Annotated in this window: 16 protein-coding genes; 5 read left to right on the forward strand and 11 right to left on the reverse strand. The window is 49.6% G+C overall.

Going from position 1 to position 26,901, the window contains the following annotated elements:
• Nucleotides 1-8: 8 nt before the first annotated feature.
• The 4 genes from ACYVB1_RS18425 to ACYVB1_RS18440 all read right to left on the reverse strand — a co-directional run bounded on the left by ACYVB1_RS18425 (nt 9) and on the right by ACYVB1_RS18440 (nt 7,333).
• Nucleotides 9-3,236, reverse strand: a complete 3,228-nt coding sequence (locus tag ACYVB1_RS18425) for a SusC/RagA family TonB-linked outer membrane protein (RefSeq protein WP_460925274.1) — start codon at nt 3,234-3,236, stop codon at nt 9-11.
• A 107-nt stretch (nt 3,237-3,343) separates the two neighbouring features.
• On the reverse strand, nt 3,344-4,384 hold the full coding sequence (locus tag ACYVB1_RS18430; RefSeq protein ID WP_460925275.1) for a FecR family protein: 1,041 nt from the start codon (nt 4,382-4,384) through the stop codon (nt 3,344-3,346).
• Between the two features lie 625 nt (nt 4,385-5,009).
• On the reverse strand, nt 5,010-6,614 hold the full coding sequence (locus ACYVB1_RS18435; protein ID WP_460925276.1) for a DUF6377 domain-containing protein: 1,605 nt from the start codon (nt 6,612-6,614) through the stop codon (nt 5,010-5,012).
• A gap of 125 nt (nt 6,615-6,739) precedes the next feature.
• The gene (locus ACYVB1_RS18440) at nt 6,740-7,333 is read right to left on the reverse strand and encodes an RNA polymerase sigma factor (RefSeq protein ID WP_460925277.1); all 594 of its coding nucleotides are present in this window, start codon (nt 7,331-7,333) and stop codon (nt 6,740-6,742) included.
• Between the two features lie 532 nt (nt 7,334-7,865).
• Between ACYVB1_RS18440 and ACYVB1_RS18445 the strand changes: the two genes are divergently transcribed.
• Together ACYVB1_RS18445 and ACYVB1_RS18450 are read left to right on the forward strand one after the other, a co-directional pair.
• Entirely contained in the window at nt 7,866-8,441 is a 576-nt protein-coding gene (locus tag ACYVB1_RS18445) for a hypothetical protein (protein WP_460925278.1), read from the forward strand.
• Complete coding sequence (locus ACYVB1_RS18450) at nt 8,431-9,303, forward strand: glycerophosphodiester phosphodiesterase (protein WP_460925279.1); 873 nt, start codon at nt 8,431-8,433, stop codon at nt 9,301-9,303. The genes ACYVB1_RS18445 and ACYVB1_RS18450 overlap by 11 nt, the downstream gene beginning before the upstream one ends.
• Nucleotides 9,304-9,619: 316 nt before the next feature.
• Here ACYVB1_RS18450 and ACYVB1_RS18455 read toward each other — a convergent pair whose 3' ends face one another.
• The 6 genes from ACYVB1_RS18455 to ACYVB1_RS18480 form a co-directional block, all read right to left on the reverse strand.
• Entirely contained in the window at nt 9,620-10,645 is a 1,026-nt protein-coding gene (locus tag ACYVB1_RS18455; protein ID WP_460925280.1) for a UDP-glucose--hexose-1-phosphate uridylyltransferase, read from the reverse strand.
• A gap of 55 nt (nt 10,646-10,700) precedes the next feature.
• On the reverse strand, nt 10,701-11,849 hold the full coding sequence (locus ACYVB1_RS18460) for a galactokinase (protein WP_460925281.1): 1,149 nt from the start codon (nt 11,847-11,849) through the stop codon (nt 10,701-10,703).
• A gap of 405 nt (nt 11,850-12,254) precedes the next feature.
• On the reverse strand, nt 12,255-13,859 hold the full coding sequence (locus tag ACYVB1_RS18465) for an alpha-amylase family glycosyl hydrolase (RefSeq protein WP_460925282.1): 1,605 nt from the start codon (nt 13,857-13,859) through the stop codon (nt 12,255-12,257).
• Between the two features lie 69 nt (nt 13,860-13,928).
• Nucleotides 13,929-16,358, reverse strand: coding sequence for a glycoside hydrolase family 2 protein (locus ACYVB1_RS18470; protein ID WP_460925283.1), 2,430 nt, complete (start codon nt 16,356-16,358; stop codon nt 13,929-13,931).
• A 2-nt stretch (nt 16,359-16,360) separates the two neighbouring features.
• Entirely contained in the window at nt 16,361-18,928 is a 2,568-nt protein-coding gene (locus ACYVB1_RS18475) for a cellulase family glycosylhydrolase (RefSeq protein WP_460925284.1), read from the reverse strand.
• A gap of 514 nt (nt 18,929-19,442) precedes the next feature.
• Nucleotides 19,443-22,271, reverse strand: coding sequence for a DUF4961 domain-containing protein (locus tag ACYVB1_RS18480; RefSeq protein ID WP_460925286.1), 2,829 nt, complete (start codon nt 22,269-22,271; stop codon nt 19,443-19,445).
• 405 nt (nt 22,272-22,676) lie between these two features.
• Between ACYVB1_RS18480 and ACYVB1_RS18485 the strand changes: the two genes are divergently transcribed.
• The 3 genes from ACYVB1_RS18485 (at nt 22,677) to ACYVB1_RS18495 (ending at nt 26,039) form a co-directional block, all read left to right on the forward strand.
• Nucleotides 22,677-22,961 carry a GNAT family N-acetyltransferase gene (locus ACYVB1_RS18485; protein ID WP_460925287.1) on the forward strand — a complete coding sequence of 95 codons (285 nt, stop codon included), beginning with the start codon at nt 22,677-22,679 and terminating at the stop codon, nt 22,959-22,961.
• Between the two features lie 821 nt (nt 22,962-23,782).
• Nucleotides 23,783-24,046 carry a hypothetical protein gene (locus ACYVB1_RS18490; RefSeq protein WP_460925288.1) on the forward strand — a complete coding sequence of 88 codons (264 nt, stop codon included), beginning with the start codon at nt 23,783-23,785 and terminating at the stop codon, nt 24,044-24,046.
• A gap of 331 nt (nt 24,047-24,377) precedes the next feature.
• A complete protein-coding gene (locus tag ACYVB1_RS18495; protein WP_460925289.1) occupies nt 24,378-26,039 on the forward strand; it encodes a M1 family metallopeptidase in 1,662 nt (553 codons plus the stop codon).
• A gap of 605 nt (nt 26,040-26,644) precedes the next feature.
• Here the strand turns inward: ACYVB1_RS18495 and ACYVB1_RS18500 are convergent.
• A complete protein-coding gene (locus ACYVB1_RS18500) occupies nt 26,645-26,794 on the reverse strand; it encodes a hypothetical protein (protein ID WP_460925290.1) in 150 nt (49 codons plus the stop codon).
• Between the last annotated feature and the right edge of the window lie 107 nt (nt 26,795-26,901).

Consider the following 26,901-nt stretch of genomic DNA (forward strand, 5'->3'; position numbering starts at 1 on the left):
TGAATGGTTTAGAAACTCAGACCCAGGCCTAACACATAGGTTCTTGGTCTCAGATAGAAGTTATTGTCAATACCACTGCTGATTTCCGGATCTACACCGGAATAGTTCGTAATCGTGAATACGTTCTGGCAGGTAAGGCTTAGGCGGAGATCAGCGGCCTTCAGCACTCTACCGGCATTATAAGCCAGCGTCAGGTTATCCATCCGCAGGAAAGAGGCATTCTCGATATAGTAATCAGACTGGTATTGGTTATTGAAGAAACCTGTTTCAAAGAAACTGGTGCTGCTGTTAGCCAGGATACCTATCGGGCTTAAAATACTTCGTTCTACCCCCAGGTTAGAGGCTATGTTGTTGTACATATAGTTACCCAGGTAAGAGCGAACGATAGTACTGAGGTTCCACTTTCTGTAATCAACCTGCGTGTTGAATCCTATCGTAACCTGTGGGTCTGGCGACTGATACCGGTAAAGGTCATTCTGATTGATGACACCATCGTTGTTCAGGTCAGCGTACAGCCCTTCTATAGGGTTACCACGCTCGTCATAAACCTGCTTGTACACATAGAAAGACCTGGTACGGTACCCAACCGAGTTGATCTGAATGCTCTGGCCGGTTGCACCTGCAATACCGCCGGTTAAGTTACCTGGAAAAGAAGGATCCTCTGAAGCAGTCAGGTTCGTAATCTCGTTCCTGTTTGCAGTAAGGTTAAATCCAATGCTCCAGTTCAGGTCTTCTTTATCTACCGCTACGGCATTGATGCTGAACTCTAAGCCCCTGTTTTCAATGTTTCCGACGTTCGTAAGAATCTGGTTGCTGAAGTTAGAGCCAACCGGAATAGAAATCACGTTCAGTAGGTTCTCTGTGTATCTGCGATAAATATCCAAAGACCCGCTGATGCGGTTGTTAAAGAAACCATAGTCTAACCCGATGTTTGCGGCAGCTGTCTGCTCCCATCTAATGTTGGCATCATACGCAGCGGGGCTATACATCAGGTAGAACTGGTTGCCCAACTGGTACTGGGAGGCCTCGGTACTTAAGCCGTAAACAGGAAGATAGGAATAATTGGCAATGCCTTCCTGCTGCCCTGTAAGACCATAGCTAGCCCGTAGTTTCAGGTCAGAAAGGGACGCTACGGATTTCAGGAACGGCTCTTCGTTTACTCTCCAGGCAATAGAAGCGGACGGGAAAACACCCCATCTAACATCCGGCGCAAACCTCGAGGAGCCGTCAGTACGCACAGTACCGGTAAAAGTATACTTGTCCTTGAAGGTATAAATTATACGCCCGTAGTAAGAAATTAACGTATTTTCCGGAATATCAAACGGGAAAGTAGGGGTAGTTCCTTCTATAGTATCACCGGCTGCATTGAAGCTTGGGTAAAAATAGTTTGTAGTTCTGTTGTTGTAATAACCATACCCGGCAGTAGCATTGATGTTACTTTGTATACCTGGCAGGTCTTTCGTGTAGTTAAAATAAAACTCTAACACTCTATTGTTGACACGCTGCTGGTACTGGTTATTTAAACCTCCGGTAGTAAAGTTTTGTGCAGCCGCAGCCGGAACAAATATGGTTCCTTCGCCTTTGGCTACATCATAACCTAAGTTCAAATTCGCATGCAGGTCAGGCAGGAAATGGAATTTATAATCGATTTGTGCATTACCAAAGCTTCTTTGAACTTGGGAACGGTCATCTCTTAATTCGAGCAGAGCCACCGGGTTACGCGGAGCGTTCGGATTTAAAAGCACCTGTCCCTCGTCATCAACTGTCACCCATTCAAAGTAGTTGCCAAACCGGTTGTTGGCACGTACAGGCTGGGTTGGATCAAAAGAAACCGCTGCTCCGATGGCTCCCTGGTTGGCAAAGCGTGTGTTCGTAATCGAGCCCTTTACATTCAGATCCACTTTCAGGTGATCGTCCAGAAAGTATGGGGTCAGGCTTAACGCTGCAGACTTACGCTCAAACTTATCAGTGCGAAGCACGCCTTCCTGGTTTAAATAGCCTGCAGAAACACGGTAAGGCATGTTTTTAAATGCGCCGGACACACTCAGGTTGTTATCAGTACCGATTGCTGTCTGGTAAATTTCATCCTGCCAGTTGGTGTTGGCTGTACCTAACAATGCTCTCTGCTCTTCTGTGCCATTCTCATTTACATAGGCACGGAACTCGTCTGGGTTCAGGACATCTACCTGCTTTGTAACAGTAGAAGTGATAAACTGAGAGTTGAAATTAACCGTTGGTTTACCGCTTTGCCCCTTCTTTGTTGTAATCAACACAACACCATTTGAGGCTCTTGAACCATAAATAGCAGTAGCTGAAGCATCTTTCAGTATGGTCATGCTCTCAATGTCGTTCGGGTTAATCAAGCTCAAAGCATTGCTAGCCCCTGATATACCACTACTGGAAAGCGGCACACCGTCCACCACGATCAGGGGATCGTTGCTGGCGTTCAGGGAAGCACCGCCCCGGATACGGATGGTGCTGCCTGAACCAGGCTGACCACCATTCGATGTAATCTGAACACCGGCTACTTTACCGGTAATCAACTGCTCAGGCGTAGTCACATTGCCTCGCTGGAAATCCTCAGAGCCCACGGACGACACTGCCCCGGACAGATCTTCCTTACGCTGCGTACCATAGCCCACTATCACCACCTCTTCCAGGGCCTTCGCATCTACACCCATGGTAACATTGATGGCGGTGCGGTTTCCCACCTGAATTTCCTGTGTGGAATAGCCAATGTAGGAGAACACCAAAGTGGCGTTTGTGCTAGGAACAGCAATGGTAAAGTTACCATCAGCACCTGTTGCTGTGCCCCGGGTTGTTCCTTTTACTACTACGGTTACACCGGGCAGACCAACACCGGATTCATCGGTCACCCGGCCTGTTACCGTTACATCTGCCTGCTTCATCTCGCGCTCTGCCTCCTTGCGCACCGGAGCGAAATTATTGGCTCCGGCAGGAGCAGTACTGGCTGCAGCCTTCTGAATGATGAAGATGTCATTCGTTTTTTTGTAAGTAAGGCCGGCCGGCAGCAGGATTTTCTTTAAGAGCGCTTCTGCATCCAATTCCCCCTCAAGAGATGCCGGTACGCGCAACTGAATGTGTTGGGCCACATCCGCTTTAAAAGAAAACTGAATACCGAACTTGCTCCGTAGATCCGTGAGGGCTTCGGTTAATGATTTATTGACGTAGTTCGGTTTATTTCTGCTATAGTTAGCCGCCAGTTCCACCTGCATATCTGAGTTAGTCAGACCTTGCGCAGTTCCTGGTATAGCTAAGCAGCATAACGCAGTGGAAAGGCCAAGAGCCTTAATCCGCCTTGTGTATTTATTTTGCATAGAACTTAGTTGTTTGTTAGACTTATTGTTATTTCCTGATTCTGCTTTTCAATTGTAACTCCCAATGTTTCAGACACAGTTGCCAGAACAGGCTCAACTCCCCTGTCGTCGAGCTGGGCTGTCAGTTTCATCTCTGCCAGACTATTGTCTTTCATCGTAACTTTGTAACCGTACACCTCCTCCAGCATTGTAGCTATCTCCTGCAGCGAGGTGTTATCAAATATTATTTTGTTGTCTTTCCAGGAGGTGTAAAGCTCCGTCCGAACGTTTTTCCTGGTAATCCCTGCTGTGCTTCCTGCCATTTCCACTAACTCACCAGGTTCCATTACCAGTTGTTTTTCCTTGTTGTCCTGTTCATAGTTAATGCGGACTTTACCGGAAGCTAAAACCACACGGTTCCTGCTCCCTCTGCTGGACACGTCGAACGCTGTTCCCAAGACTTCTACTTCTACGCCATCTGTAGTCCGCACGACAAATTTCTGGTCGTTTTGTTTGTGTGTGACTTCAAAAAAAGCCTCCCCTTCAAGCTCTACCAGGCGGGGTTCACTCACAGGCCACTCCCTGGCATATGAAATCCTGGAGTTCGCATTCAGCACAACTATTGATCTATCAGGAAGCTGAAGGGTGCGTCTTTCACCATAAACAGTTGCATATTCCACCATGTCTACCTGCAGGCTGTTGTACAGCACGAAAAAGGACAGCAGGAGCAGGGTGCTTACCGACGCAGCAATTGCCAGCAAGCGACGTTTTTGCCAAAAACTTAATGCTACTACTTTCGCGCCGCCCGATCTACCGGAAGCCTCTGTAGTAATCTTGTGGCTCAAATGCCGCCAGACAGCATCTACCTCCTCTTGGTACAGCTCATCCTCCTCTTCTGACAGCAGCAAGACGAGTTGCCGGGCCTCCTGCACCAACTCCCGCTGGAAAGGATGCTGCTGCATCCAGTTCTCCCAAAACAGGTTGCTTTCCGGCGTAGGTGCTTTCACCCACTGAATAAAATTTTCGTCTGCGGCAAAGTCTGTTGCGCTATTGTACAGGTACTCCATCTAAATCTGCGTTCTCTTTAAACAGGAATAAGCTTCATACCCGTAATAGACAGCCAGTACTTAAATTATCCCCTTCTCACGCAAATTTTTTACCTGAAGTTTACCAGCCAAGACGCGTCTTTATTTTCTTTTGTGCTTTACCTGTGTCTATGGCAATCCTCCTGCTCTGGAAACGGGAGCAAAAACACACCAAAGGGTTAGTACTCACTTACAAAGAAGCATCACATGATAAGCAACAGCAATTCACCCATCTAAAATGTAGAAAATAATACTACTTTACAGATACTAACTACCTGATTCACATAAAGATATATACGATAAAGCTATCGTAAAAAGTAGGTAAAATATAGGCAATTATGTGCCTGAAGAGGAGCAAGAACAGCGGGCTTCAGAAGAGAAACCCCAGATACTGGCACACAGCAAGTGTGACCGGTGAGTGCTAACCTTAAAATTAAAAGTGCCGGGTGCGGCAGGAAAAGGAGCACAAAATCCCTACCTATGGTAGCCGGTTTAATGGCACATTCCATAGCTTAATGCTAACGTTTGCATCGCTGCAAGCAGACTAGGTTATGGGTATATACCAGCCTTTCAGAAGAGTGACAGAAGAGTCCGTCAGCTCACTGGGCTAGAAGGGTTTTATCTCCATTATCTTCTTCTCGAATTCCTCGTTCGGAAGGATGGACTTGTTTTTCACTTTGGTCTTGTAGTTATAGATGGTACTCACAGAGTACTCCAGAATCCGGGCTATCTGCTCATGGTCGGTTATGCCGATACGAATCAAGGCAAAGATCCGCAGTTCTACATTAAGTGAGTCCCGGCTTTTCGGCACAATTTTATCCTCCTCGTGGAAGTAGGAGTTGAAAACAGTGACAAAATCAGGAAAGAGCCGGATGAAGATCATGTCAAAGTTCGTGTACAGCGCCTCCCTTTCCTTCTTCAGGTTAATTGACTTCATCACATAAGGTATCTCATCATACTTTTTAGCCATCCATTTTGTATCCACCGCCTCTTTAAACTTCTCCAGCTTCTTGATATACTCTGAATACACATTAAAAGAGTGGCCGATGTACTCTTCTTTAATGATGTTTGCCTCCAGCAGTTTATCGTTCATTTCCTGCAGGTTCTTGTTTGCCTCCGTTACAGATTGTTTCGCCTGCCTGAGTTGCTTTAACTGCCTGAATATGATAAATACGAACGCAACCACCAGCACAGAAAGCAAAGTGACCGCAACTGCATACAGAAACAAGGTCCTGCGTTGCCGTTCTACTGTCTCCAGTCGCTCCCCTTCTATTACAGGCAATATAGCTGCCACCTGAATTTTACGCTGCTTGGCCCCATAAAAATCCGCATCTTCGAGTGCCTGCTTAATGTAAGTGTAGGCTCTGCTTTCATCCCCGTTTTTGTACAAAAGCTCCGCCAGGTTCATCAGGGCAACAGCTTCTTTTACTGAAGATTGGATGTCTGCGATGGCAGCCCTCGTCATCATCTCGATTGCCTGGTCAGTGTCGCCCATCTCCCTGTAGATTTTACCCAGCGAGTGAGCCGCCATGGCATACTGGTGGTAAGTAGGATTAAACTTCTCCAGCATCACCTGAAAGTCCTCTTTGGCTTTGCTGTAGTTGCCTGCGGCCTCGTGCTTCATGCCTCTTAAAGAGTAAAACTGCAGGCTGTTCGGGCTTGCAAGCGCAATGGCAGAGTCAATGTACCTGCCTCCTTCTTCCTTGTATTGGCTGGCATAGTACCTATCCTGGTTATAACTGGCCAAATCAAAGTAGCCCCTCGCCTTCTGCGCATAATAGTCAATCCTGATACTATCTGGCTGATTGGCCACGTTAACGGAGTCCAGCATATCAAAGGCTTCCTTAAACATGCCCGACGAGAGCAGGATAAAGCTCAGGTTTAACCTGGATTGGGTAATTCTGGTGGAGTCCTGCAGCTGGTTGGCAGTCTTCTGAAGCTTCAGCGCATAGGTAAAGGCAGAGTCATATTTAAAGGAGCGGTACTCATGGTAAAGCTTGTTATACAGGTTAAACTGTTGCACAAGGGAAGCATCACCTTCATTTTCTATTGCCTGTTTCAGTTTGGTTATCCGCTCCCTCTTTTCCCTGTCGAAGGTTTCTCTGTTTTCGATGGTTTGGCTTAACTCACGCAGTAAATTGTCTGTATCTTCTGCTGGAAAAGCCGGCAAAGCATACAGGAAAAGCACCAACAGAACAGAAAACAGCTTCATATTAATTTCTAAATGCATGGACAAGCCTTGATGTGCTTAAACATACAAAGTAACCAATTAATCTACAGGAAAGCTATAAACATATGTACCCGCCTCCACCTTTGTTTGGGGAGGACATGAGCTGATTAGTGCAAAAAGTTTTGGAATTGCTCCGCTAAAGCAGAGAATGTAAGAAGGCTGACGCAGACTTTTGCCAGCAGCTGTTGCAGCTTATCAATGGCTTTGTAAGTGAGTTTGTAAACAGAGTGCTGCTCAATCCCCATCACCGAAGCAATCTCCTCATATTTCAGGTTAGAGTAGTACTTCAGGAAAATAACCTCCCGCTGGCGGTGAGGCAGCTTTGCGAGCACCGCTTTCATTCTCTCGTGGCTGGTTTCGGAGGTCTGCAAGGTAATCAGGTCTGCCTCATAAGAAGCAATTGCCTCATAATTATACTCTTCCGGTAAGGTCTCGTGCGTCATGCCCCGGGTGAGCTTCTTGATAACCTCGCATCGGACTGCTTTTAAAAGGTAATTTTCAATACTAGGGGGCGTGGCAATATTTTCCCTGCTTTTCCATAAGGTAAAGAACACCTGTTGGATAGCATCCTTTAGCAGCTCTCTGTCTTTCGATAACTTTGAGCCATACCGGAACATAATGGGCGCATACTTCCTGTACAGGAGCGTGAAATCGGCTTCGCTGCCATTTTTAAAATTAATCCACAACTCCGGTTCGTTCATTGCAAAGAAAATACAGGATATCTTAGATAACTATATAATAAGTTGTTGATGAGGTTTGGGCGGCTGAAAGAAAGATACGTAAACAACTACCTGCTGTTACATCTTCTGTTCCAAAAGCATGTTAGCACCCACTCAAGACCAGATTTATGGAAAGACAATGCTGTTCCGGCAAGTAAAATTCCGAACAATAAAGCGCAAATACAAACCTATAGTTTAAAGTGAGTGACTTGTCACTTTAGTTAAACAGCTTATATTCTTCAGTGTTCAGAAAAAATTCATAATCATTTTTAAGAAAATGAAACACGATTACCTAACTGTAACCTTTTAGTATTGCATGTCGCAGAGTTGCCCGCTTTACAAGCATCGGATAGCATAGCCTATTCAATAGCAGCGCTATCATGGTTAACGTTGGTATTGTAGTAAAACAGGCACCTTAATGCTGAACCTGGTGATTGGTACTGTTATATTCGCAGAAAGTAATAATTCTGAAAAATGCGCTGCTGAAGTGAGCACCAGCTTTACATGTAATGAGATGCGTAGAACTTACCTGCTACTGATTTGCTTGTTTATGTTGTCTTTCCTGTCGATGGACATCCTGGCGCAGGCGCAACGACAGGAAGAGAAAAGGATAGATTTTGGTGCCTCTGTTAACTCCGGTGTTTCATATACCGGTCTTGGTATAACAGCCGGAGTGAGCTTTAGACTAAAGCAGTTAGAGTTGATTGCCGGACCCAGGCTTTCTGTTACAGATACATATCGTCTTGCATCCGGCCCCTGGGGCGTGTCCTCGGCTTTGTACTACTACACCACTGCCTCCGCCAATAAACGCCTGCAGAGCTTTATAAACATAGATTATCAGAACCTCATACAGAAACCATACTGCCCAACCGGAGACTGCGGCAGCAAACGCAGCATAACTCACGAAATCAGCCTGGGCTACGGGTTAAGTTATAGCCTGAACTCCCACATCTCCCTATTCAATGCTATCAACATCGGTGCTTACAGGGAGTCTCTCTACAACGGTGCGCTTGATGCGCGCTATAAGGTGGATGGGCTGAACATGCTGGTGAAACTAGGGCTAACATACCGCTTCCAGCATGAAGAATAAACTCAAATGCCTGTTGCTTCCCACGCTGCTCTGCCTGTTTTTCAGCTGTGATAAGGCAGACCTTGACCAGGTAAGCAACCTGAATAACGGCAGAATTCAGGTAATCAGGCACGGTGGCAGCGGCTTTCAATCGTACTTCAACCCCATCCCGCACAACAGCATGCGCTCGGTGAGCAGGGCTTTAGATGGACTCAATGTGGAGGGTGTGGAAGTGGATGCGCAGCTAACGGCAGACAGGCAGCTGGTGCTCTACCATGACGAGCAACTCGAAACGCTGACGGATTGCTTTGGCTGCATCTCGGACCAAACAGCTGAAGCAGTTCTTAATTGTCGGTATAACCTACATGCGGGAAACAACCTGGGGGTAAGAGAACCGCTAATCCTGCTGGAAACAGTGTTAGTCAAAGCCAGCACCTACGCCAGAAAGCCCCAGGTATTCATCGACCTGAAAGTAACCAACAACTGCGACCCTCATGCAGTGCCACAGCCAGAAGAATACGCCGCTGCAGTGGCCGCCTTAATCAGCAAATACAGGGCACAAGAATGGACGCGGGTGGAGAGTACCTCCGAGTATCTGCTGCAAAAGCTGAAGGCACAGGATGCAGCCGTACGCGTCTCGTTCTACGCGCAGGACGCCAACCAGGGTATCCAGGTAGCCGCCAGAAATCATTTCGAAGGCATCACCATCAACACTGATTTCATCAATAAGGCACAGGTAAGCGAAGCACATCAACGCAACCTGTTTGTCACGCTCTTCGGCGTTAAATCCCGCAGCGGCTTAATCGCCTCAATGGAGAAATTTCCGGATGCGATACAGACTGATAATGTTGAGTTAATGATAGAGATACTGCGGGGACGGTAAATAATTTGCTCCTTTCAGTCTGTTCCAGGCTGACATCATTTTCCCAAAGTTCCTATCATAGCACGTTTTCGTTGTTGATCTTTGCTTAAGCTGCCGTAGCAAGCTTATCCAGCGACTCATTAGCCACTTTTTTCATAGTTGTTTCCTGTGCTCTCCAGGCCGGGAGGCCTTGTCTTAGGGTAGGGGTGGTTTGACCCGGTACATCAGAAAAAATGAGGTACTGTGACAAAAGGATTGTTATACAGTATAAAAAACTAAAGGTGAAAAGCGACATGGCTTTTCACCTTTAGTTTTTTATCTACCACAGCTGTAATGCTTACACAAGGTCCCTCAGCCGCTCTGCACTGGCTTCCGGGGTTATGTCCCGCTGCGGGTCGCCCATCATTTCGTAACCTACCATAAACTTCCTTACCGAAGCGGAACGGAGCAGTGGCGGGAAGAAGTGCATGTGCAGGTGCCAGCCTGTGTGTTCCTGCCCATCGGTTGGGCGCTGGTGGATACCGGAAGAATAAGGGAAAGAAACATTGAACACCTTATCGTACACCATCGTCAGGCGCTTGATGGCATCGGCAAAAGCGTCTTTTTCCGCATCACTCATCTGGCCTATATGCTGCATGTGGCGCCTGGGCAGAATCATGGTTTCGAATGGCCAGACCGCCCAGAAAGGCACCAGCGCCACAAAATGCTCGTTCTGGTACACAATGCGGGTTTTCTCCTCGAGTTCTATCGCCAGGTAGTCCTGCAGGAGGCTGCGCTGATGCTGCGCATAATACTCAGCCTGGTGCCGGGTCTCTTTGGCCGGGCCACCGGGAACAGAACTCTGCGCCCATATCTGGCCGTGCGGGTGCGGGTTGCTGCAGCCCATGGTCGCGCCCTTGTTCTCGAATATCTGCACGTGGTTGATAAAGTCCAGCATGCCCAGTTCCTCATACTCCTGCTGCCACAGGTCTACTACTTTCCGGATGTCTTCTACCTCCATATCGGGCAAAGTGAGGTCGTGGCGCGGGGAGAAGCAGATAACTTTGGCAATGCCGCGCTCACTTTCTGCCCGCAGCAGTCCTCCTTTGGTAAAGGAGCCGGTGGGAGTGTCTGGCTGTAGTGCCCCGAAGTCGTTGTCGAAGGCGTAGGTCGTTTTGTAATCCGGGTTATGCTCACCGCTGGCCCGCTCGTTGGTGGGGCACAGGTAGCACGCAGGGTCATACTCCAGGCGGGCCTCTTTGTTTACTTTTTCCTGCTGTCCCTGCCATGGCCGCTTGGCCCGGTGAGGTGACACCAGTACCCACTCGCCGCTGAGCGGGTTATACCGACGGTGCGGATGCTCCGCTAAATCAAAAGCTGACATGTCTTCTAATGTTAAATACTAAAGCCATAGACAGGGCTATGCTTTGGGAATAAATTTATTTTGCAAAGCTGCTTCCGTCCACAATCTCTGCTATGTACGTTTTGAGCTGCACATTAAACTGCTCCTGGTACTCCTTTTCCATCTGTTGCACAAAATCTTCCAGCGCCTCTACCTTCACCAGGTTGATAGTACAGCCACCGAAGCCGCCGCCCATCATGCGTGCGCCAAGCACCGCCTCAGAACCCCTCGCCTGCTCTACCAGGAAATCCAGCTCCGGACAGCTTACTTCATAGTCGTGCTGCAGCCCGGCATGCGAGGCATACATCCTGTCGCCGAAAGACTTCATGTCGCCTTTCTCCAGGTCGGCGCAGGCTGCCTCTACCCTGTTGTTTTCGCTCACCACATAGGTGCAGCGCCTGTATACCACCGGGTCAAACTCCTGCTGGTGCTGCGCCAGCATGTCCAGCTTGGCATCGCGCAGGCTTTGCACCTCCGGGTAGTACTGCTGCAGAATCGCGACACCCGCCTCGCACTCTTTGCGCCGCGTGTTATACTCAGAAGAAGCCAGCGAGTGCTTCACCTGTGTGTCGCAGAGCACGATGCGGTAATCCTGCATGGCGAGGTTATAATACTCATACTCTAGTGAGCGGCAGTCCAGTTTGATGGCATGGTTCTCTTTTCCGAACATGCTGGCGAACTGGTCCATGATCCCGCACATGACGCCGGCGTATTCATGCTCCGCCTTCTGCGCCATTTTCACGAGCGTGAATTTATCGATGCCAAAATCAAAGACTTCGTTCAGGCCAAAAGCGATGCCACACTCCACGGCAGCAGAGGAAGATAGTCCCGCCCCAATCGGCACATTACCACCAAATACGAGGTCAAAGCCTGGTACTTTATAATCTGCTTTCTGCAATTGCGCCACCACACCCAGCAGGTAGTTCGCCCAGCTAACATCAGATGGCTGCACCTGTGTTAAATCAAACTCGGCGCTCTCTCCCAGGTTAAAGGAGTGCACCCGGAACGTAGTGGTGTTGTTAGGGGCAAGCGCAAAGAAAATTTCTTTGTTGATGGCTGCCGGCAGCACAAAGCCATTATTGTAATCAGTGTGTTCGCCAATCAGGTTTACCCGCCCCGGAGAGCGGAAAACCGTCGGCACCTCCTTATATAGTTCTCTGAATTTCTGAGATATTTCGTTTATCATTTTCCTGTTGCTTTCGCCCTTGGTCTCCTGTGGCCAGGGCTTATTATTCTGAATATCGGATAAAGCTAATAAAATACTTTATCAGCGCTTACGCAAATGCTCAAGCATATTGGTGCTTTACATATGTAACTCAAGTTACGTTACATTACACAAATGAACATTTCATACTGAAAACCTGCCCCTCCTTGGAGGGGTTAAGGGCAATGCCGTCAAATAAAAATTACTTATGTCATTTCGAACGCAGTGAGAAATCTGAAATATTGCGGGGCAATGAAATAACCCAGATTTCTCACTGCGTTCGAAATGACAGATTAGCTACTGTATTTTAAGCTGACGGCATCGGAATTGGGAGTTAAGGGTTAGGTGACAATTTTGAAACAGAGCGTAAACCGGTGCAGGCAGACGCTACTCTTCTAAAACCACGGTGCTGTAAGGTGCCAGCTTCAGGGTGTTGTTGCTTTTAGTTGATGCCTTGCTTTGGAAGCGCACGTCATCGTAATCCTGTAAGTTTGAAGGAAGACTGACAGACACCTCCTGGCCGGATAAGTTGTGCAGCACCAGGAGTGATTCGTCTTCATGCTTCCGCAAGAAGGCACTCACGCTGTTGGGCCCAAGCTCCAGCGGCTCCAACTCGCCGTAGGTAAGTGCTTTGCTGTTGTTTCTGAGCTGGATGAATTTCTTATAGTGGTTCAGCATCGAGTTCTCGTCCTGCATTTGCACGGCAGCCGGGGTTACCGTTTGCTCGGTGCTGTACTCCGGCTCCACCCAGGTGGCGCGGCAATCATCCGCCTCTTTTCTGTCCCAGATAAAAGGTTCCCGAATCAGCTCATCCGGCTTTTTGCCTGTCATGCCTATTTCCTCTCCATAGTACATGTAAGGGGAACCGGGCAGGGTGAAGAGCAGGGCAGCCGCCATTTTAGCTTTGTCCTTGTTGCCATTCACGGCGCTCATGATGCGGTTCTGGTCGTGGTTTGTCAGGAAAGTGGCGTCTACGTAGTCCGGGTTCACGGTGCTGTAAAAGTCTCTTATCTTTTTGTGGTTTTCCACCACTTCTCCTGCATCTTCTTTGTTCACAGCATCGGTGATAGCGTAGCCCATGTCGAAGTTGAACAGGGCCGGGAGTCCCTTCATATAAGGTGCAACGGTGGCAGCATCTGCCCACACCTCCCCTACCAGGTACACGTCTTCTTTTACCTTCCGCATCTCCTCCCTGAATTCAACCCAGAATGCATGGTTGTCTTCCGGCCTGTCGTCCGGGAAAATATGGCGAGCAGCATCCAGGCGGAAGCCATCCACGCCCACTTCTGAAAGCCAGAACCGGCCAATTTTGTATATCTCTTCCCGCAGCCTGGGGCTGTCGAAATTCAGGTCGGGCATGCCGCCGTAGAAATAGCCATAGTACAATGAGTCGCTTCCTTCTACCTTGTGCCACCTGTTCACATTGTCCGAGTCTCCGGCCAGAATCTTGCCTTCCGCCTGTGTCTGCGGATCATCTTTGTGCGCCCATACATAATAGTCTCTGTAGGGGCTGTTCGGGTTCTTTATCGCTTCCTGGAACCAGGGATGATCGCTGCCGGAATGGTTCACCACCAGGTCCATCACCACATGGATGCCCCGCGCGTGCGCTTCGTTGATAAATGTTTTAAAATCCTCCAGGGTGCCGTAGTCCGGGTGGATGTCGTAATAGTCGGTTACATTGTATTTGTGGTAAGACGGTGAGGGGTTCATCGGCATCAGCCAGATACCCTCCACGCCCAAATCCTGAAGGTAATCGAGTTTGGAAGTCATGCCCTTTATGTCCCCGATGCCATCGTTGTCAGAGTCGCAGAACGATTGCACGAAAATCTCATAGGTGACGCCTCTTGGCCATTTACTTGCTTTTTTCTGGTTCGCAGGTTGTTGCGCCGTGGCTACAGCCTGCGACTGGCTGATATTCTCTGCCGAGGAACAACCAGTGGCAAAGGCAACAGAAGCTGCCAGTGCTAGGTGTAAAAGGTGCTGCTTTTTCATGATTTACTTTCGGTATTATATGCTTACGTTATTCCTTCTTATCCTATAGCCGTTTCAGGGCTATTAAATTTATTCTGCTGGCCTCACCTGCACGGTGGTAGCAGCACTTTCCAGGCCGCTGCTGTTGGCGGTTACCCGGATAGCACCTGGTGTATCGCCCACTTTCAAAAAAATGGCTGCAATACCGGCTTCTGCATCAACGGTATCTGTGTACACAATTTCTGCGTCGCCGTCTACCTGGAAACTCACCTGGTTCGAGGCATCCGGTACTGTATTCCCCTTTGCATCGGTGATGTAGGCGTAAACAAACAGCACATCGTTCTGACCGGCTGTTGCTTCCCTCCCGCTGATGTCAGTCTGCAGGCGCAGTTTGGCTGGCGCTCCGGCTGTGCTTTGCTGCGTTTGCACCACCTGCTGCCCATTGATGTAGCCAATGGCGGTAAGGGTGCCCGGTTGGTACTGCGGCACCTCGAAGGTGAAGGGCGGATGGTTCAGATGTGTCGAGTATTTATCCTGGTCAGGTTTCTGGCGCGCTATTGTTTTCCCGCTCAGCTGCAGTTCCACCTCGTCTGCATTGCTGAACACTTTCACTGTCTTCAGTTCGGGGTCGTTCCAGTAATTGGCAATAAAAATCATCGGCTTGCCAAATTCCGCCTGCGGCTCCAGGTTCGGGCCAGCCTGGCTTTGGTAGAAGTAGTAGGCAAATTTGGGCAGGCGCACGATGTCCATGATGCCGGATGCCTCAATGTCCGGGGCATAGCCGCGCTTGTAGTCGTACATGAGCCAGTTGGCGTCGCCCACCGCCGGGCCCTGCAGGTTGCTGTTATGGGCCTCCTGGTAATTGAGTGCCTGCTGCAGCAGACGCCGCTGGCCAAAGCCGCGCAGCTGCCGGGACGTACGGGCCTCCTCCGTCAGGTCGGCATACTCCTTCTGGTTAAAGCCGGCATTCTGGGCGTAATATTCCCAGTCACCGTACTCGGCTATAAAGAGGGGCTTCTGTTTATCATACTTGTTCCAATAATCAGGAGCCTTGGCATGCTGGCGCGCAGGTATAAAGATGTCGTAGGCATAATCTATCCAGCCGCTGGTGTAGGTGTTTGGGAAAGGCAGTTCTTCGTGCACCGCCCGGTGCGTGGCCTCCATAAACTCCTTCGTCATGCCCGATTCGTTCAGCGAAGCCTCCCAGGCTATCACTGAGGCATGGTTCCGGTCGCGTCGCACCATGTCGCGCACGTCCTTAATGCTGTTGTTCTGAAATGCTTCGTTCCCAAAGAACTGCCAGCCCGGTATGGCATCCATTACGAGCAGCCCCAGTTCATCGGCCGCATCTAAAAACGCAGGCGACTGCGGGTAGTGGGAGGACCGGATAAAGTTAAAGCCGGCTTCCTTTATTTTGTAGGCATCGCGGTAGCGGGCATTGTCTGACAGGGCATAGCCCACGTAGGGGTACTCCTGATGCCGGTTAGTGCCGCGCAGGAAAAGCTTTTCCCCATTCAGGTAAAATCCGTCAGCTGCAAAACGATAGGACCTGACTCCGGTGCGAAGCGGCATATGGTCTATCACTTTCTCGTCCTGCACCAGTTCCACCGACAGGTTGTACAGGTAAGGAGAATCCGGCGACCATAGGTTAGGGTTCGGAATCTGAAGCTCCTGCCGGAAGGTGCCAAAAGCACCTGCTCGTATTGTCACAGGGTCTGACATTGCCGCTGCTACCCTGTTTCCATCTCTGTCTTTCAGCACGACCCTTACCTGCGCGCGCCTGGAGTTAGAGTGGTCGTTTTTCACCTCTGTCTGTACCATCAGCGTAGCCTGCTCCGGACTAACGGCGCTGTAGTGCAACAGCATACCGCCTCCCGCTACACGATTTGCGTCAATGGGGTCCGAGATATACAGTTTATCTTTTGTGATGAGGTACACGTTGCGGTAGAGGCCGCTGTAGTAGTTAAAGTCCAGGTCGGCCAGCGGCTTGCCGGGCGGCACCACGGGATTGTCTTCGTTGTTCAGCTTCACGAGCAGCGTGTTTTCCATTCCGAAGTTCACGGCATCCGAAATGTCCACATAAAACGGAAGATAGCCTCCCAGATGCTTGCAAACATGTTGCCCGTTCAGGTACACATCGGCCACCTGCATGGCGGCCTCAAACTTCAGCGCAATGTGCCGGCCCTGGTCAGAAGCCGGAAGCAGAAAGGTTTTCCGGTAAAAGGCATCTCCCTGCCACTGCTGTTCCGTTTTTTCGATAGGCTCCAGGCGGGCCGTATGCGGCAGCGACACCTGCTCCCAGTCCACCTGCCCCAGGCTACTGCCTGATAATCGGGCAGCGGCATCGGTGGTATCGATGTCCCGAACGAACTCCCAGTCGTCGTTGAAATTCTGCACCGCCGGCGGCTGAAGTACTGCGCTTTTTTGTTGTGTCCGGCAGGCTGCCATCAGGCAACACAGGAAAATCAGATAGGCACTGTATTTAAAAATAGAATTCATTTGCAGTTGATTGATTTTCATACTTACTGCCCTGCTTTCTTCAGCCACACACTCTCTACTTCAAAGGAGTAAGGTTTGCTTTTTTCTGCCGGAGAAAGCCCATCTCCTATGGTTATCTCGAATTTTTCTGCCTGGCCCAGGTTAAAAGGCTCCACTTTGCCAGGTTTAAACCAAAAAGGATGGAAGCCCGGGTATGGTCTCGGCAATAACATAAAAGAAGAAGCCTGGAGGCTGCTCAAAGGCACTTCGATTTCTCTTAAAGTATTATCTAAAGTGATGGTGGCAGCATAGGCCGAAGCATCATCTGTTATCAGCGCCACTTTCGCCTGCACCGGCTCGCTGTTGGTGGTGCGGGCTCTGATTACCAGTCTATCGAATGAGGCTAATTCAGCCTGCCGGCCTTTTACTTTGTCGCCAAAGTAAAACTGCCAGCCCATGACGTCATGGCCGGTGAGCTCTTTGGCTGCCAAACGGAGTCTGAGCTGCCCTGGCCGCTCTCCGGTCAGGAACTGCCGCTCTTCGGGCCGCCACAAGTTCGGGTACACCATAATGTTCTGGTCCTGCGTCGGGTTAAACAACTCCAGCGCTCCGTTTTCGGAAGCTACATATGTTTGCCAGGTGTCGTTCGCCACATAATCCCAGGCCCAAGGGTTGCCTTTGTGGCCTCCCGGGAAGGTGGTGAACTCCCCCTCCTTTGTCTGCACCATAATCCGGTACCGGATAAGCCCCGGTGTAACCATGTCGGCAGGTAAGCTGGCCTGGTAGGTATAAGGTGTCACCCGTTGCATAGGAACTGTTTTCCAGGAACCAGACAGGCTGCTGGCCACCAGGCTAACTTCAGCAGCCGTATCTGCACCTACTACTTCAGCGTTTACGGTGATAGACTGACCGGCAGAAACTTCCTGCTGCGGCTCATGCGACACATATACCTCCTTTGTAAGAGGCAGCGGGGCCACAAACTCATTCAAGCCAACAGCACCTAAGGCTGCGCGTTTTACGTTCCGGCTGTTCCTGCCGCTCCTGGTCAGCAGGTAGGTGCCAGGACCAATTTGGAAGCTTTTGTCTTGAGCGTTGCCGGTATAGGTATTGCCTGGGTTCTGCCCCTGAATGCTGAAGTTTCCCCCCAGGTCCGGCAGGCTGATTTCTATGGGGTGGTTCTGCCACTGGATGCGGGTCACGATTTTCTGAGGCGATGCCTTGGCGAAGGGATCGCGCACATGGATGGCATCCGGCATTACCTCCAGGCGCCACACGCCGTTCTCCAGTTTGTCCAGAAAATATGCCCCGGTGCCCTTGTATTGCACAACGGGCGAACTGCCCACACCGGCAATCTGCGTCAGCTTCGATACATTGGCGGGCCTGGTGCGGGTGGTGTTGGAGTGGTAAAACTTCTGCGGCGCATTCATCTCGCTCAGGCTTTCTTTGTAGCTCACCCGGAACACATCGAACACCGTGTCTAAAGGATAAGTACCGTAGTTCTTCAGCCGCGGCAGTTTATGAAAGGCCTCCGAGGCAATCATGTAGGAAATAGCTTTGGAAGGCGTGTAAGCGAGGTTGAGGTAGTGCGTCTGGTATTCGGTGTTGCCATAGGCCGTCGCCAGTGGATCGTAGGCAAACTGGGTGGCCCACTGGAAACCAGCACCACGGAAGCTGCGCGCCATGGCCGGGTACATCGTGGACTGCAGGATATCCCCGGCATCGAACTCATACACCATGCGGGCCTTGCCGGCAAATTGCGGAATGGTGTCAAACGGAATCCGGTACTGGTCTACGTGCGGCAGGTAATTGCCTGCGAGGGTACGGTTAGCCACCAAGCCAGTCGGGTACCACTGGAAGCTTACGCCATCGATGTTAGCCTTCGCCACTGCATCGGCATACCTGGGCGATTCGCTGATGTTGTAGAAGATAGGTTTCGTCCAGCCGGTGCCGCGCACGGCCGCCACCATTCGGTTTACAAATTCCGTTGCTCTTTCCTTTGGCCCGGAGTGATGTGGCTCGTTGTTTATCTCGGCTGCAATAATGTCAGGGTCATCCTGATAGGTGCGTTTGGTGTAGGGGTTCACGTGCTGGAAGAACTGCTGCAGGTAGCGCTCCTGTGCCAGAAAGGCTGCTTCTTCGGTTACCGCCTGCCGTTTGTTATAGATGCTGGAAAATCCGGCGGTTTTCACGTCCGGCTCCGGGTAACCGGATCCCCAGTAAGCGATGGGTGTGATCAGTATCTTGATGTTGCGCTCCTTGAGTTTGGCAATCAGATAATCAAACAGGCGCAGGTGTTCATTCTCCAGCAAATTTCCTACTGAGTCTGAAATCTCTGTATCCCAGACGTGCACCCGGAAAGCATCGAGTCCCATACGGGCGAAGTGGTACACATCCTGGTCAATGGCTTTCTCCAGGTCCGCATGCAGGGCTTTGTGGGATCGGTAGCCGTATGCGAAGGGCACCGTATAGTTGACGCCGAAAAAAGCAGCCTCTTTGTTTCCTTTCTGCCACCGCAGTACCCCCTGCTTGTCTACGTAAACGCCCTCCCTGTTTTGAGAGAAAACTTCTGTGCCAGCCGTTAGCAGCAGCATGAGCAGCAAACATAACTTCATGCTGAACCGATTATCTTTCATTGTGCTTTGTAATGTGTAAAGTATGTTCTAAAACTAAATAAACGGGAAAGCTTCCCGGGCATTTACTATGTTAAGTCTCATGGGTGAATGAATCCTGGCTCACAAGATTCTTTAAAACATGATAGGGCTCTCCTATTCTGAAACTGCCCTCGCTCGCGTCCCGCAAGTTTGAGTTATATATGAGCCTCCGGCCCAGTTGGGTTGCAAACCCGGCATCATTTTCAGACACAAGTTTGAAAACTTGTGCCAGTACCAGTAAAAGAGAATCCACTCCTAGCCCTAATGCCGTCTACTTAAGAAAATATTTGCCACGAAAATCTCCCGACGCCCTTGCTGTGTCTTTTGACCAGCAAGTAGTTGTTGGTGAAAACACACAACAACGGCAGCGATATTGTTAAGTTGATGGCATTGCCCCTACTCCTCCGAGGAGGGGCAGGTACAAAAGCTTCCCTTACTTCCTGGCTAATGATACTCTGCAATAAAGCCCAAGTAGTTACCGCGCCAGCTTCACCAGTTTACGGGTGCTTTTCTGGCCACCCTGGTCTACCTGCAGATAGTACAGCCCGCCAGCTAAGCCCTGCAACTGCAGTGGCTGCCAGAGCGTCTGCTGCGCTTTCTGGCTTTTGACTGTTCGGAGCACGCGGCCTGTCACATCCACCACCTGCAGCGTCACCGCACCACGATACGTGCTGTTCAGCTCGATAAGCGTGGATTCCTGTACCGGATTCGGGTACACCACCAACGAGCGGGCATCTGCTAATTCCTCTTCCGCATCCAAAACGAGCTGGTTCCAAGGCAGCAGGTTGACTGGCGGCGCAGGAAGTGGTGCTGTTGTGAGCAACCTGAACTCTCCTGGCTGCAGGGCAATAATTTCCGCGGTGTTGGTCACGTTCACCTCATCCCCGGTAAAGTAGTCGTACCAGGTGCCGGTTGCCGGGAAGTTTGCTACTGGCTCCTGGCGCTGCACGTCAAAGTTGCCGATGAGGAACACGGTCATGTCTTCGCCGTTCAGGGTGATGCGCTTCACCATACCGTCTAAAGCCACGTCAAAATCATCTGTCGCGAAGGCAGGCTGTGTTGTTTTCAATTTGATGAGCTCCGCATACACGTTGAACAGCTTTTGCCGCTCCGGATCATCCTGGTATTCCCAGCGTATTGGCTTGGCTCCTGTTCTGCCGTTTTGTTCAATAGACACATCGTAGCCCAACTCGCCGAATTGCCATATCATCTTAGGGCCGGGCACCGTGAGGCTGAAGGCCGCTGCCAGCTTGGCGCGGTTCAAGGCCGTGGTCAGGTTACGGATGTTGTAGTTGCCGGCAGAGCGGCCGTTTTGCAGCAAATCATACATCAGGCGCTCTTCGTCGTGGCTTTCGATATAACCCACCACGTGCGGCACCTGCCAGTCACGCGCCTGGTAAGAAATCCAATGCAGGTTTCTGCTATTTCCTTTGGCAACTTCACGGTAGTCGTGGTTCAGATTTCCCCAGAACAGCATGCCGAATTCCGCCAGCTCTTTTTCCTCCTGGTTCACGGCAAAGTGCTCCAGGATGACATAGGCAGTCGGATCTACCTCGCGTATGTCGGTATAGATGTCTTTCCAGATGGCAACACGGCTGGCATCGTAGGCGCTCCAGGCCTCCACATTATTGCCGGAGTTTCGCTGCGTAAAGCCTTTCGAGAGGTCAAAGCGGTAGCCATCTATGTTGTATTCTTCGAGCCAGTAACGGTTCACTCGCTCCACAAAAGCCTTGGTGGCTGGGCTTTCGTGATTGAAGTCGTAGAACACGCTGAAAGGATGCGTTGCCTGCTGGTTGAAGAAAGGGTTGTTGGCAGCAGGCTGGCTTTTCGCCTCGTCCCAGTACAGGCGCACGTACGGGTTTTCGTAATCTGCCTGGTTCAGGACGATGTCCAGGATAACGGCAATACCTGCTTTGTGGCACGCATCGATAAAGGCCTTTAAATCTTCTTCGGTGCCATAGGCTTTGTCAGGGGCAAAAAAGAAGGTGGGATTGTAGCCCCAGGAGTCGTTGCCGGAAAACTCCATGATGGGCATCAGCTGAACTGCGTTTACGTTCAGGCGCTTGAGGTAGGAAAGGGTATCGATGAGGGTCTGGTAGTTACGGGTGGCGACAAAGTCACGCACCAGCAATTCGTATATCACCAGACTTTCCACGTCCGGGCGCTCGAAGTTCTCTACCTCCCAGTTATACGCCTGCTGGTTTGTCTGCAGCACCGACACAATGCCGTTGGCGCGGCTCGGGTAAGGCTTCAGGTCCGGGTAATTGGCGTCGGTAAGGTACTTGTCGTTGTTCGGGTCCAAAATCTTTTCAGCGTACGGGTCTGCCACGGCAATTTCGCCATCCACCAGGTACTGAAACGCTACTTCCTCGCCTGCCGGCAAGTCGGTTAGCCGGAGCCAGTAGCGCTGGCCGTCAGGCGTGCGGTTCATGAGGTAGTCTTCTGAGGGCAGCCAGTTATTGAACTCCCCTATCACGTACACAAACTCTTTCTGTGGGGCAAAAAGGGTTAGAATCACCTCGTTGCCATTTACATAATTGATACCGTCCTGCACACCTGCCGGGAGCGCCGCCACTGCCGGGGCAGGCTCCACAATATAGTAAAAGGTATCTGCTGCTGTTTCTGTGGCGGTGGCAGCCTCCAGCACAACCATCCGGCGCCTGCCTGCCTGTGTACCAGTGTTCAGGTTATAGCTCAGTTCTTCTTCGTTGTTAGCCGTCGCTACAACTGTGTTGTCAACTTTCAGTGTCAGGTTTGCAGAAGCGGATGCCGCCGCCTCTATGGGTAGAATGGTATTCGCCTGCGTGAAAAGCAATTCCTGCGTGGGTGCTGTGAAGGCCGCTGTCAGTTCATCAGGATAAATCCGAACGAACAGGTCTTCTGTCTGGGCGGTCCCGTTTGCATTTTTCAGCAGCAGCCCCAACCGGCGGATAGGCACATTGTCCGGCACACCAAAATACTCCCGGGGCACCAGCGTAATTTGCCAGCGGTTGTTGCCCAGGTAAGTCATCCTGCCCGGCTCGAATGGCTGTGTCCAGTTGGTTTGGCCTGCCGGCTGGTATTCGAAAGCATCGCCGTCTTCTGTTGTTCCGGCCCCAGACCACAGATAAACGCCACTTGTTAAACCTAACAGTCCCGCTTTTCGGGAATCGGTAGCCTGCGACACATCAAAGGTAAGCGTCACCTCCTCATCTGCCGTCGGGAAAGTGGGCGACGTAGTGACAACCTGACCTGCTGCCTGCAGGCAGCAGCAGAAAAAGAAAACCAGTAAGAGGTATGATTTTTTGAAAGTAGAAAATTGCATAGGCTTTTATTTGAAGACAGCTACATTAAAATCAGTTGAAAAAACATGTAAGGTTCAATTTTCTTGCTCCTGCACAGGTTTTAGAACTGCAGAAGTTTCTCCTGCAGAAAAAGCATTGAAAGTCTGTTTGGAGCTAGACCCGTTTCATCAGTGCACCATCGCAACATGAATGACCATTCCGGGCAAGCATCAGAAACAGAATCCTTTCATAAGAAGTAGACCGAACTGCGCCATTTTATCCCTCCGGGTGAAATCTTTTTTTGCAAAAAGATGCAGAAGCCTAAACAGCCGCCAGCCTGAACAAAGGGTATTATAAACCTCCCTATAACGAGCCCTACCTGCGGGAATTAAATAACACCCCACTGCAGGCCCCGTATATACCTGAGGTTTAAAATTTTTAAGAATATGAGTTTAGATATCATACACGACGAGGAAGATTTGCGCTTTTATGCAGAAATTGAAGGAGATGAAGCAGAGTTAACTTATACATATCCTGAAAGTGGAATCATGGACTTTGACCACACATTTGTGCCGGAAGGCAGCCGGGGCAAAGGTTTAGCCGATCAGCTGGTAAAGACAGGGCTTGATTACGCACGCTCCCAGAACTATCAGGTTATCCCCTCCTGCCCGGTAGTGGGAGCTTACATAAAGCGCCACCCGGATTACCAGGATTTGGTGCAACCTGAGTAAATTGATTTAAATCCCCTGAACTTTAGCGCCTGTATAAGCCTCAAAAGTTCAGGGGATTTTTTTGCCGGGGCATTTACAGCACATTGGAGGCTATGAAGAATTCTCCAGGGCACACTGCATTTTAACCAGTACTACATAACTTCTGCAGGTAGGTATTTTTTCACCCACACCTCATTACCTATTCTTAATCATCTCCCACTGTCTGCATAGGCAGGACAACTGACGCGGCCATACACCTGCAAAGGATATAGAACATTCGCCGCCCCCTGAAAACCCCTCTTATTATCAACAAGTTACGCAAACTAACACCTGCCATACCTCCGGATAGAAGCTCTTTCTGTATAACAAATATTCGTTCAACTGAAAAAATAGGGGGATACACTTACTATATCATCATGTTAACACCCGGATCCCGGGAATACCAGTCGCCATAAGTATTTACACCGCTCTTCCGTACGTATAAACACCTGTCAACAAATATTCTGGTACACAGAAAAGTATTGCATATGAAACTACAGGCGAACTAGTTTTAACTGTACCCTCAGGATATTTCTGGAAGCATTGCCGCTATCTTCCTATGTATGTCAGCAGCAACTGCATGAACCAGGTTTTACAGCACATTCATTCGGGGCAACCGTGTAAACAGATAAGGTCTGGCGGAAAAGTAATGTTGCTACTTCCATCGCGAAGTCGGCAAGCTGCCGCATCAGGTTATGACATATGCAGTCCATCAAACGCCAATGTTACTTCTGAAGCAGCATATCAGAATGTAACAGTCGCGTTATCCATCAAATACATCAGACAATTAAGACGAGAGAATCATGAAACAGACAAAAACAATAGTAACGGAGACAGAGAAAGCAGTGGATGCTAAAGCCGAAGACATCGTTCATAAAGAACGCTTCCTGGAAGCCCTGTCTCACAACCATGCGAACCTTGATGAGGAAGAGTTGGGCCTGAGTATAGGCTTCAGTAAGGAATACACCTATAAAATTATAGAAGAGTTGATGAGGGAAGGTAAAATTACGCACCACACAACTGGCACATGCCGCTATAAACCAACAAAAGAGAAGCTCAACAGATAAATGTTAAGCCATTGAAAACAGAAAACAAAACATGTGAATGAGGGTTGTACAGCACCCTGTACGCCTGGTATAACCTGGGGGTTACTGCCAGTTACCGTTGGTATGTTTGGCAGCGCACCTGCATGCTTCAGTAACTTTTTCATCAGCGTAATCCCCGCAGTATAGCGAGAGTCTGTTGATTCGCGCTAACAATCCTGCCACGCTGTAATGCTCTCGTGCTGCAGTCCTGTTTGGCATAAACCTTGCAAAATGCTACTTTAGCTTCTTGTCAAACCACCTTAGAAGCTTCTGTAGGTTTAAACCGGGCTTTAAACGGCTGCACATCTGTTAGATGAAGAAGAACACATTAACAACTACATTTACCCGTTTCCTGCTGGGTACAGGCTTATACTTTGGCACTGTGCAGGCAAATGCACAGACGCCGGAGTTTACGCGGCAAGATACCCTCCGCGGAAGCATTACGCCCGAAAGGGCTTGGTGGGACCTAACCTATTATCACTTAGATGTTGAAGTGAACCCTGCGGACAGCACCATCTGTGGCAGGAACACGATACAATATAAAGTGCTGGCTCCTCAGCAGCAAATGCAGATAGACCTGCAGCCTCCTATGCGCATTCAGAAAGTAGTACAGAATGGAAAAGAGCTGCAGCTGCAGCGGGACGGCAATGCCTGGTTTGTGAAACTGGCGGAACAGCAGGAGCCTGGAAAGGTAAAAAGCGTGGAGGTGCATTTTGGAGGCAAGCCCCGTGTGAGCAAAAACCCTCCGTGGAGTGGCGGCATCACCTGGCAGTACGATGCAAACGGCAGGCCTTTTGTGGCAAACTCCAACCAGGGAGACGGCGCCAGCCTGTGGTGGCCGAACAAGGACCATATGTATGACGAGCCCGACAGCATGCTTATCAGCGTAAAGGTACCGGAGGGCCTGATGGATGTATCAAACGGCCGCCTGCGCAAAGTAGAACAGCACCCGGACGGCACCAGCACCTTCCACTGGTTTGTGAGTAATCCCATCAATAACTATGGCGTGAATGTGAACGTGGCCGACTACGTTCATTTCTGTGAGAAGTACCAGGGTGAAAAAGGCGTGCTGGACTGTGACTACTATGTACTCCGTGGTAACCTTGAAAAGGCAAAAAAACAGTTCAAAGACGTGCCGCGGATGCTGAAGGCCTTCGAGCACTGGTTTGGCCCCTACCCATTTTATGAAGACAGCTATAAGCTGGTGGAGGCCCCTTACCTCGGCATGGAGCACCAAAGCTCCGTTACGTATGGAAACGGCTATCAGAACGGTTACCTTGGCCGTGACTTAAGCGGCACCGGCTGGGGGAAAAAATTTGACTATATCATCATACACGAGTCCGGGCATGAGTGGTTTGCCAACAACATCACCTACAAAGACAACGCGGACATGTGGATTCATGAAAGCTTTACGACCTACTCTGAAAACCTTTTCCTGGATTACCACTATGGGAAAGACGCTGCCGCAGATTATGTTATTGGCCAGCGGGCGCACATTCAAAACGACCGGCCAATTATCGGCATATATGGGGTAAACTATGAAGGGTCCGGCGATATGTATTTTAAGGGAGCGAATATGCTCCACACCCTGCGCCAGATAATAAACAACGACGAAAAATGGCGGGGAATACTGCGTGGACTGAACAAAGAATTCTATCATCAGACTGTTACCTCTGCCCAAATCGAAAACTACTTAAGCGAAAACACTGGCCGTGACCTTCGCCCCTTCTTTGACCAATACCTACGGGGTGTGCGCGTACCTGAACTTCAGTATCGCCAGGAAGGAAATAAGCTGATGTACCGCTGGAACAACACTGTAGCAGACTTCAACATGCCTGTGAAAGTGACAGTTAATGGAAAGGAACAATGGCTGGAACCCAGCACGGAATGGCAGGAGTTACAAGGCGCTCCAAAAAAAGCGAAACTGGAAGTAGACAGAAACTTTTACGTGACTGCAGCAAGAACAACTTCTTAAAATTAAGGTCCAGTCAAAAAAGCAAAGGCTAAAAGAAGCCATCCTCAGCACCCAAACGGGTATGGCAATCTTTTAGCCTTACAAAATAAAAAATCAGCTTTTGCCAGTCTTCCTGTAAGCTTGATGGGGTGTTTTAATTTGTACTTTAGAGTACGTTATGCCTTTCATCAAAGTGACCCCTCTTCCTATTGTTTGCGTGTTTATCCAGGTATTTTACCTACAAATACTTAGCTTCTGGATTTCCTTTCCTGGTGAATGTTCACCTCAAAGCCCCTGTTCCCGTTCATCCTGTAACAACTGATAAAACGGGTCTCCCTTCTCTTTTATTTGCCGCACCTATACCTCAGCACAAATACTGAACAAACCGCACTTAATTGGTAAATAAGCTGTATTAACTACTAATTTCCATTATAAATGCAGCTCCTGAGCTGTGTGTGCGTAATAGCAGAACATTGGTAGCAACCGCTGCAAAAGGGCATGTTTTGGTTGGTTGAAAGTTGTTTAGAAAGATTCGCTCTTTGGCTTTGCTACCAGTTTATTGGTTTGATGTTAATGGTGGGGTGCTGATGACGGGTGCCTGAAGTACCCTATCCATTTAACTTCAACTAACCCGCTCTCCAGCCTGACCAGAGGAAATCTCTGAACACGTTCCCAAAGCTGAGGTTTTCTGCTGCTTTTTCGTCCACAGTACTGTTTGGGGTGTCGCCACACTTATCTGAAGCAAAGGCACTCCTTTTCCTCATAATAGTTTTCATTCTTTGGCTGTGTTCTAGAATGTATGATGTTGGAATAAGTATGGCAGCAAGGGTGTTTATAGGAAGTTATGTGCGAGATAACTATCCAGGTAAACTGCCCCTACTGC

The organism is Pontibacter brevis, from assembly GCF_054779655.1.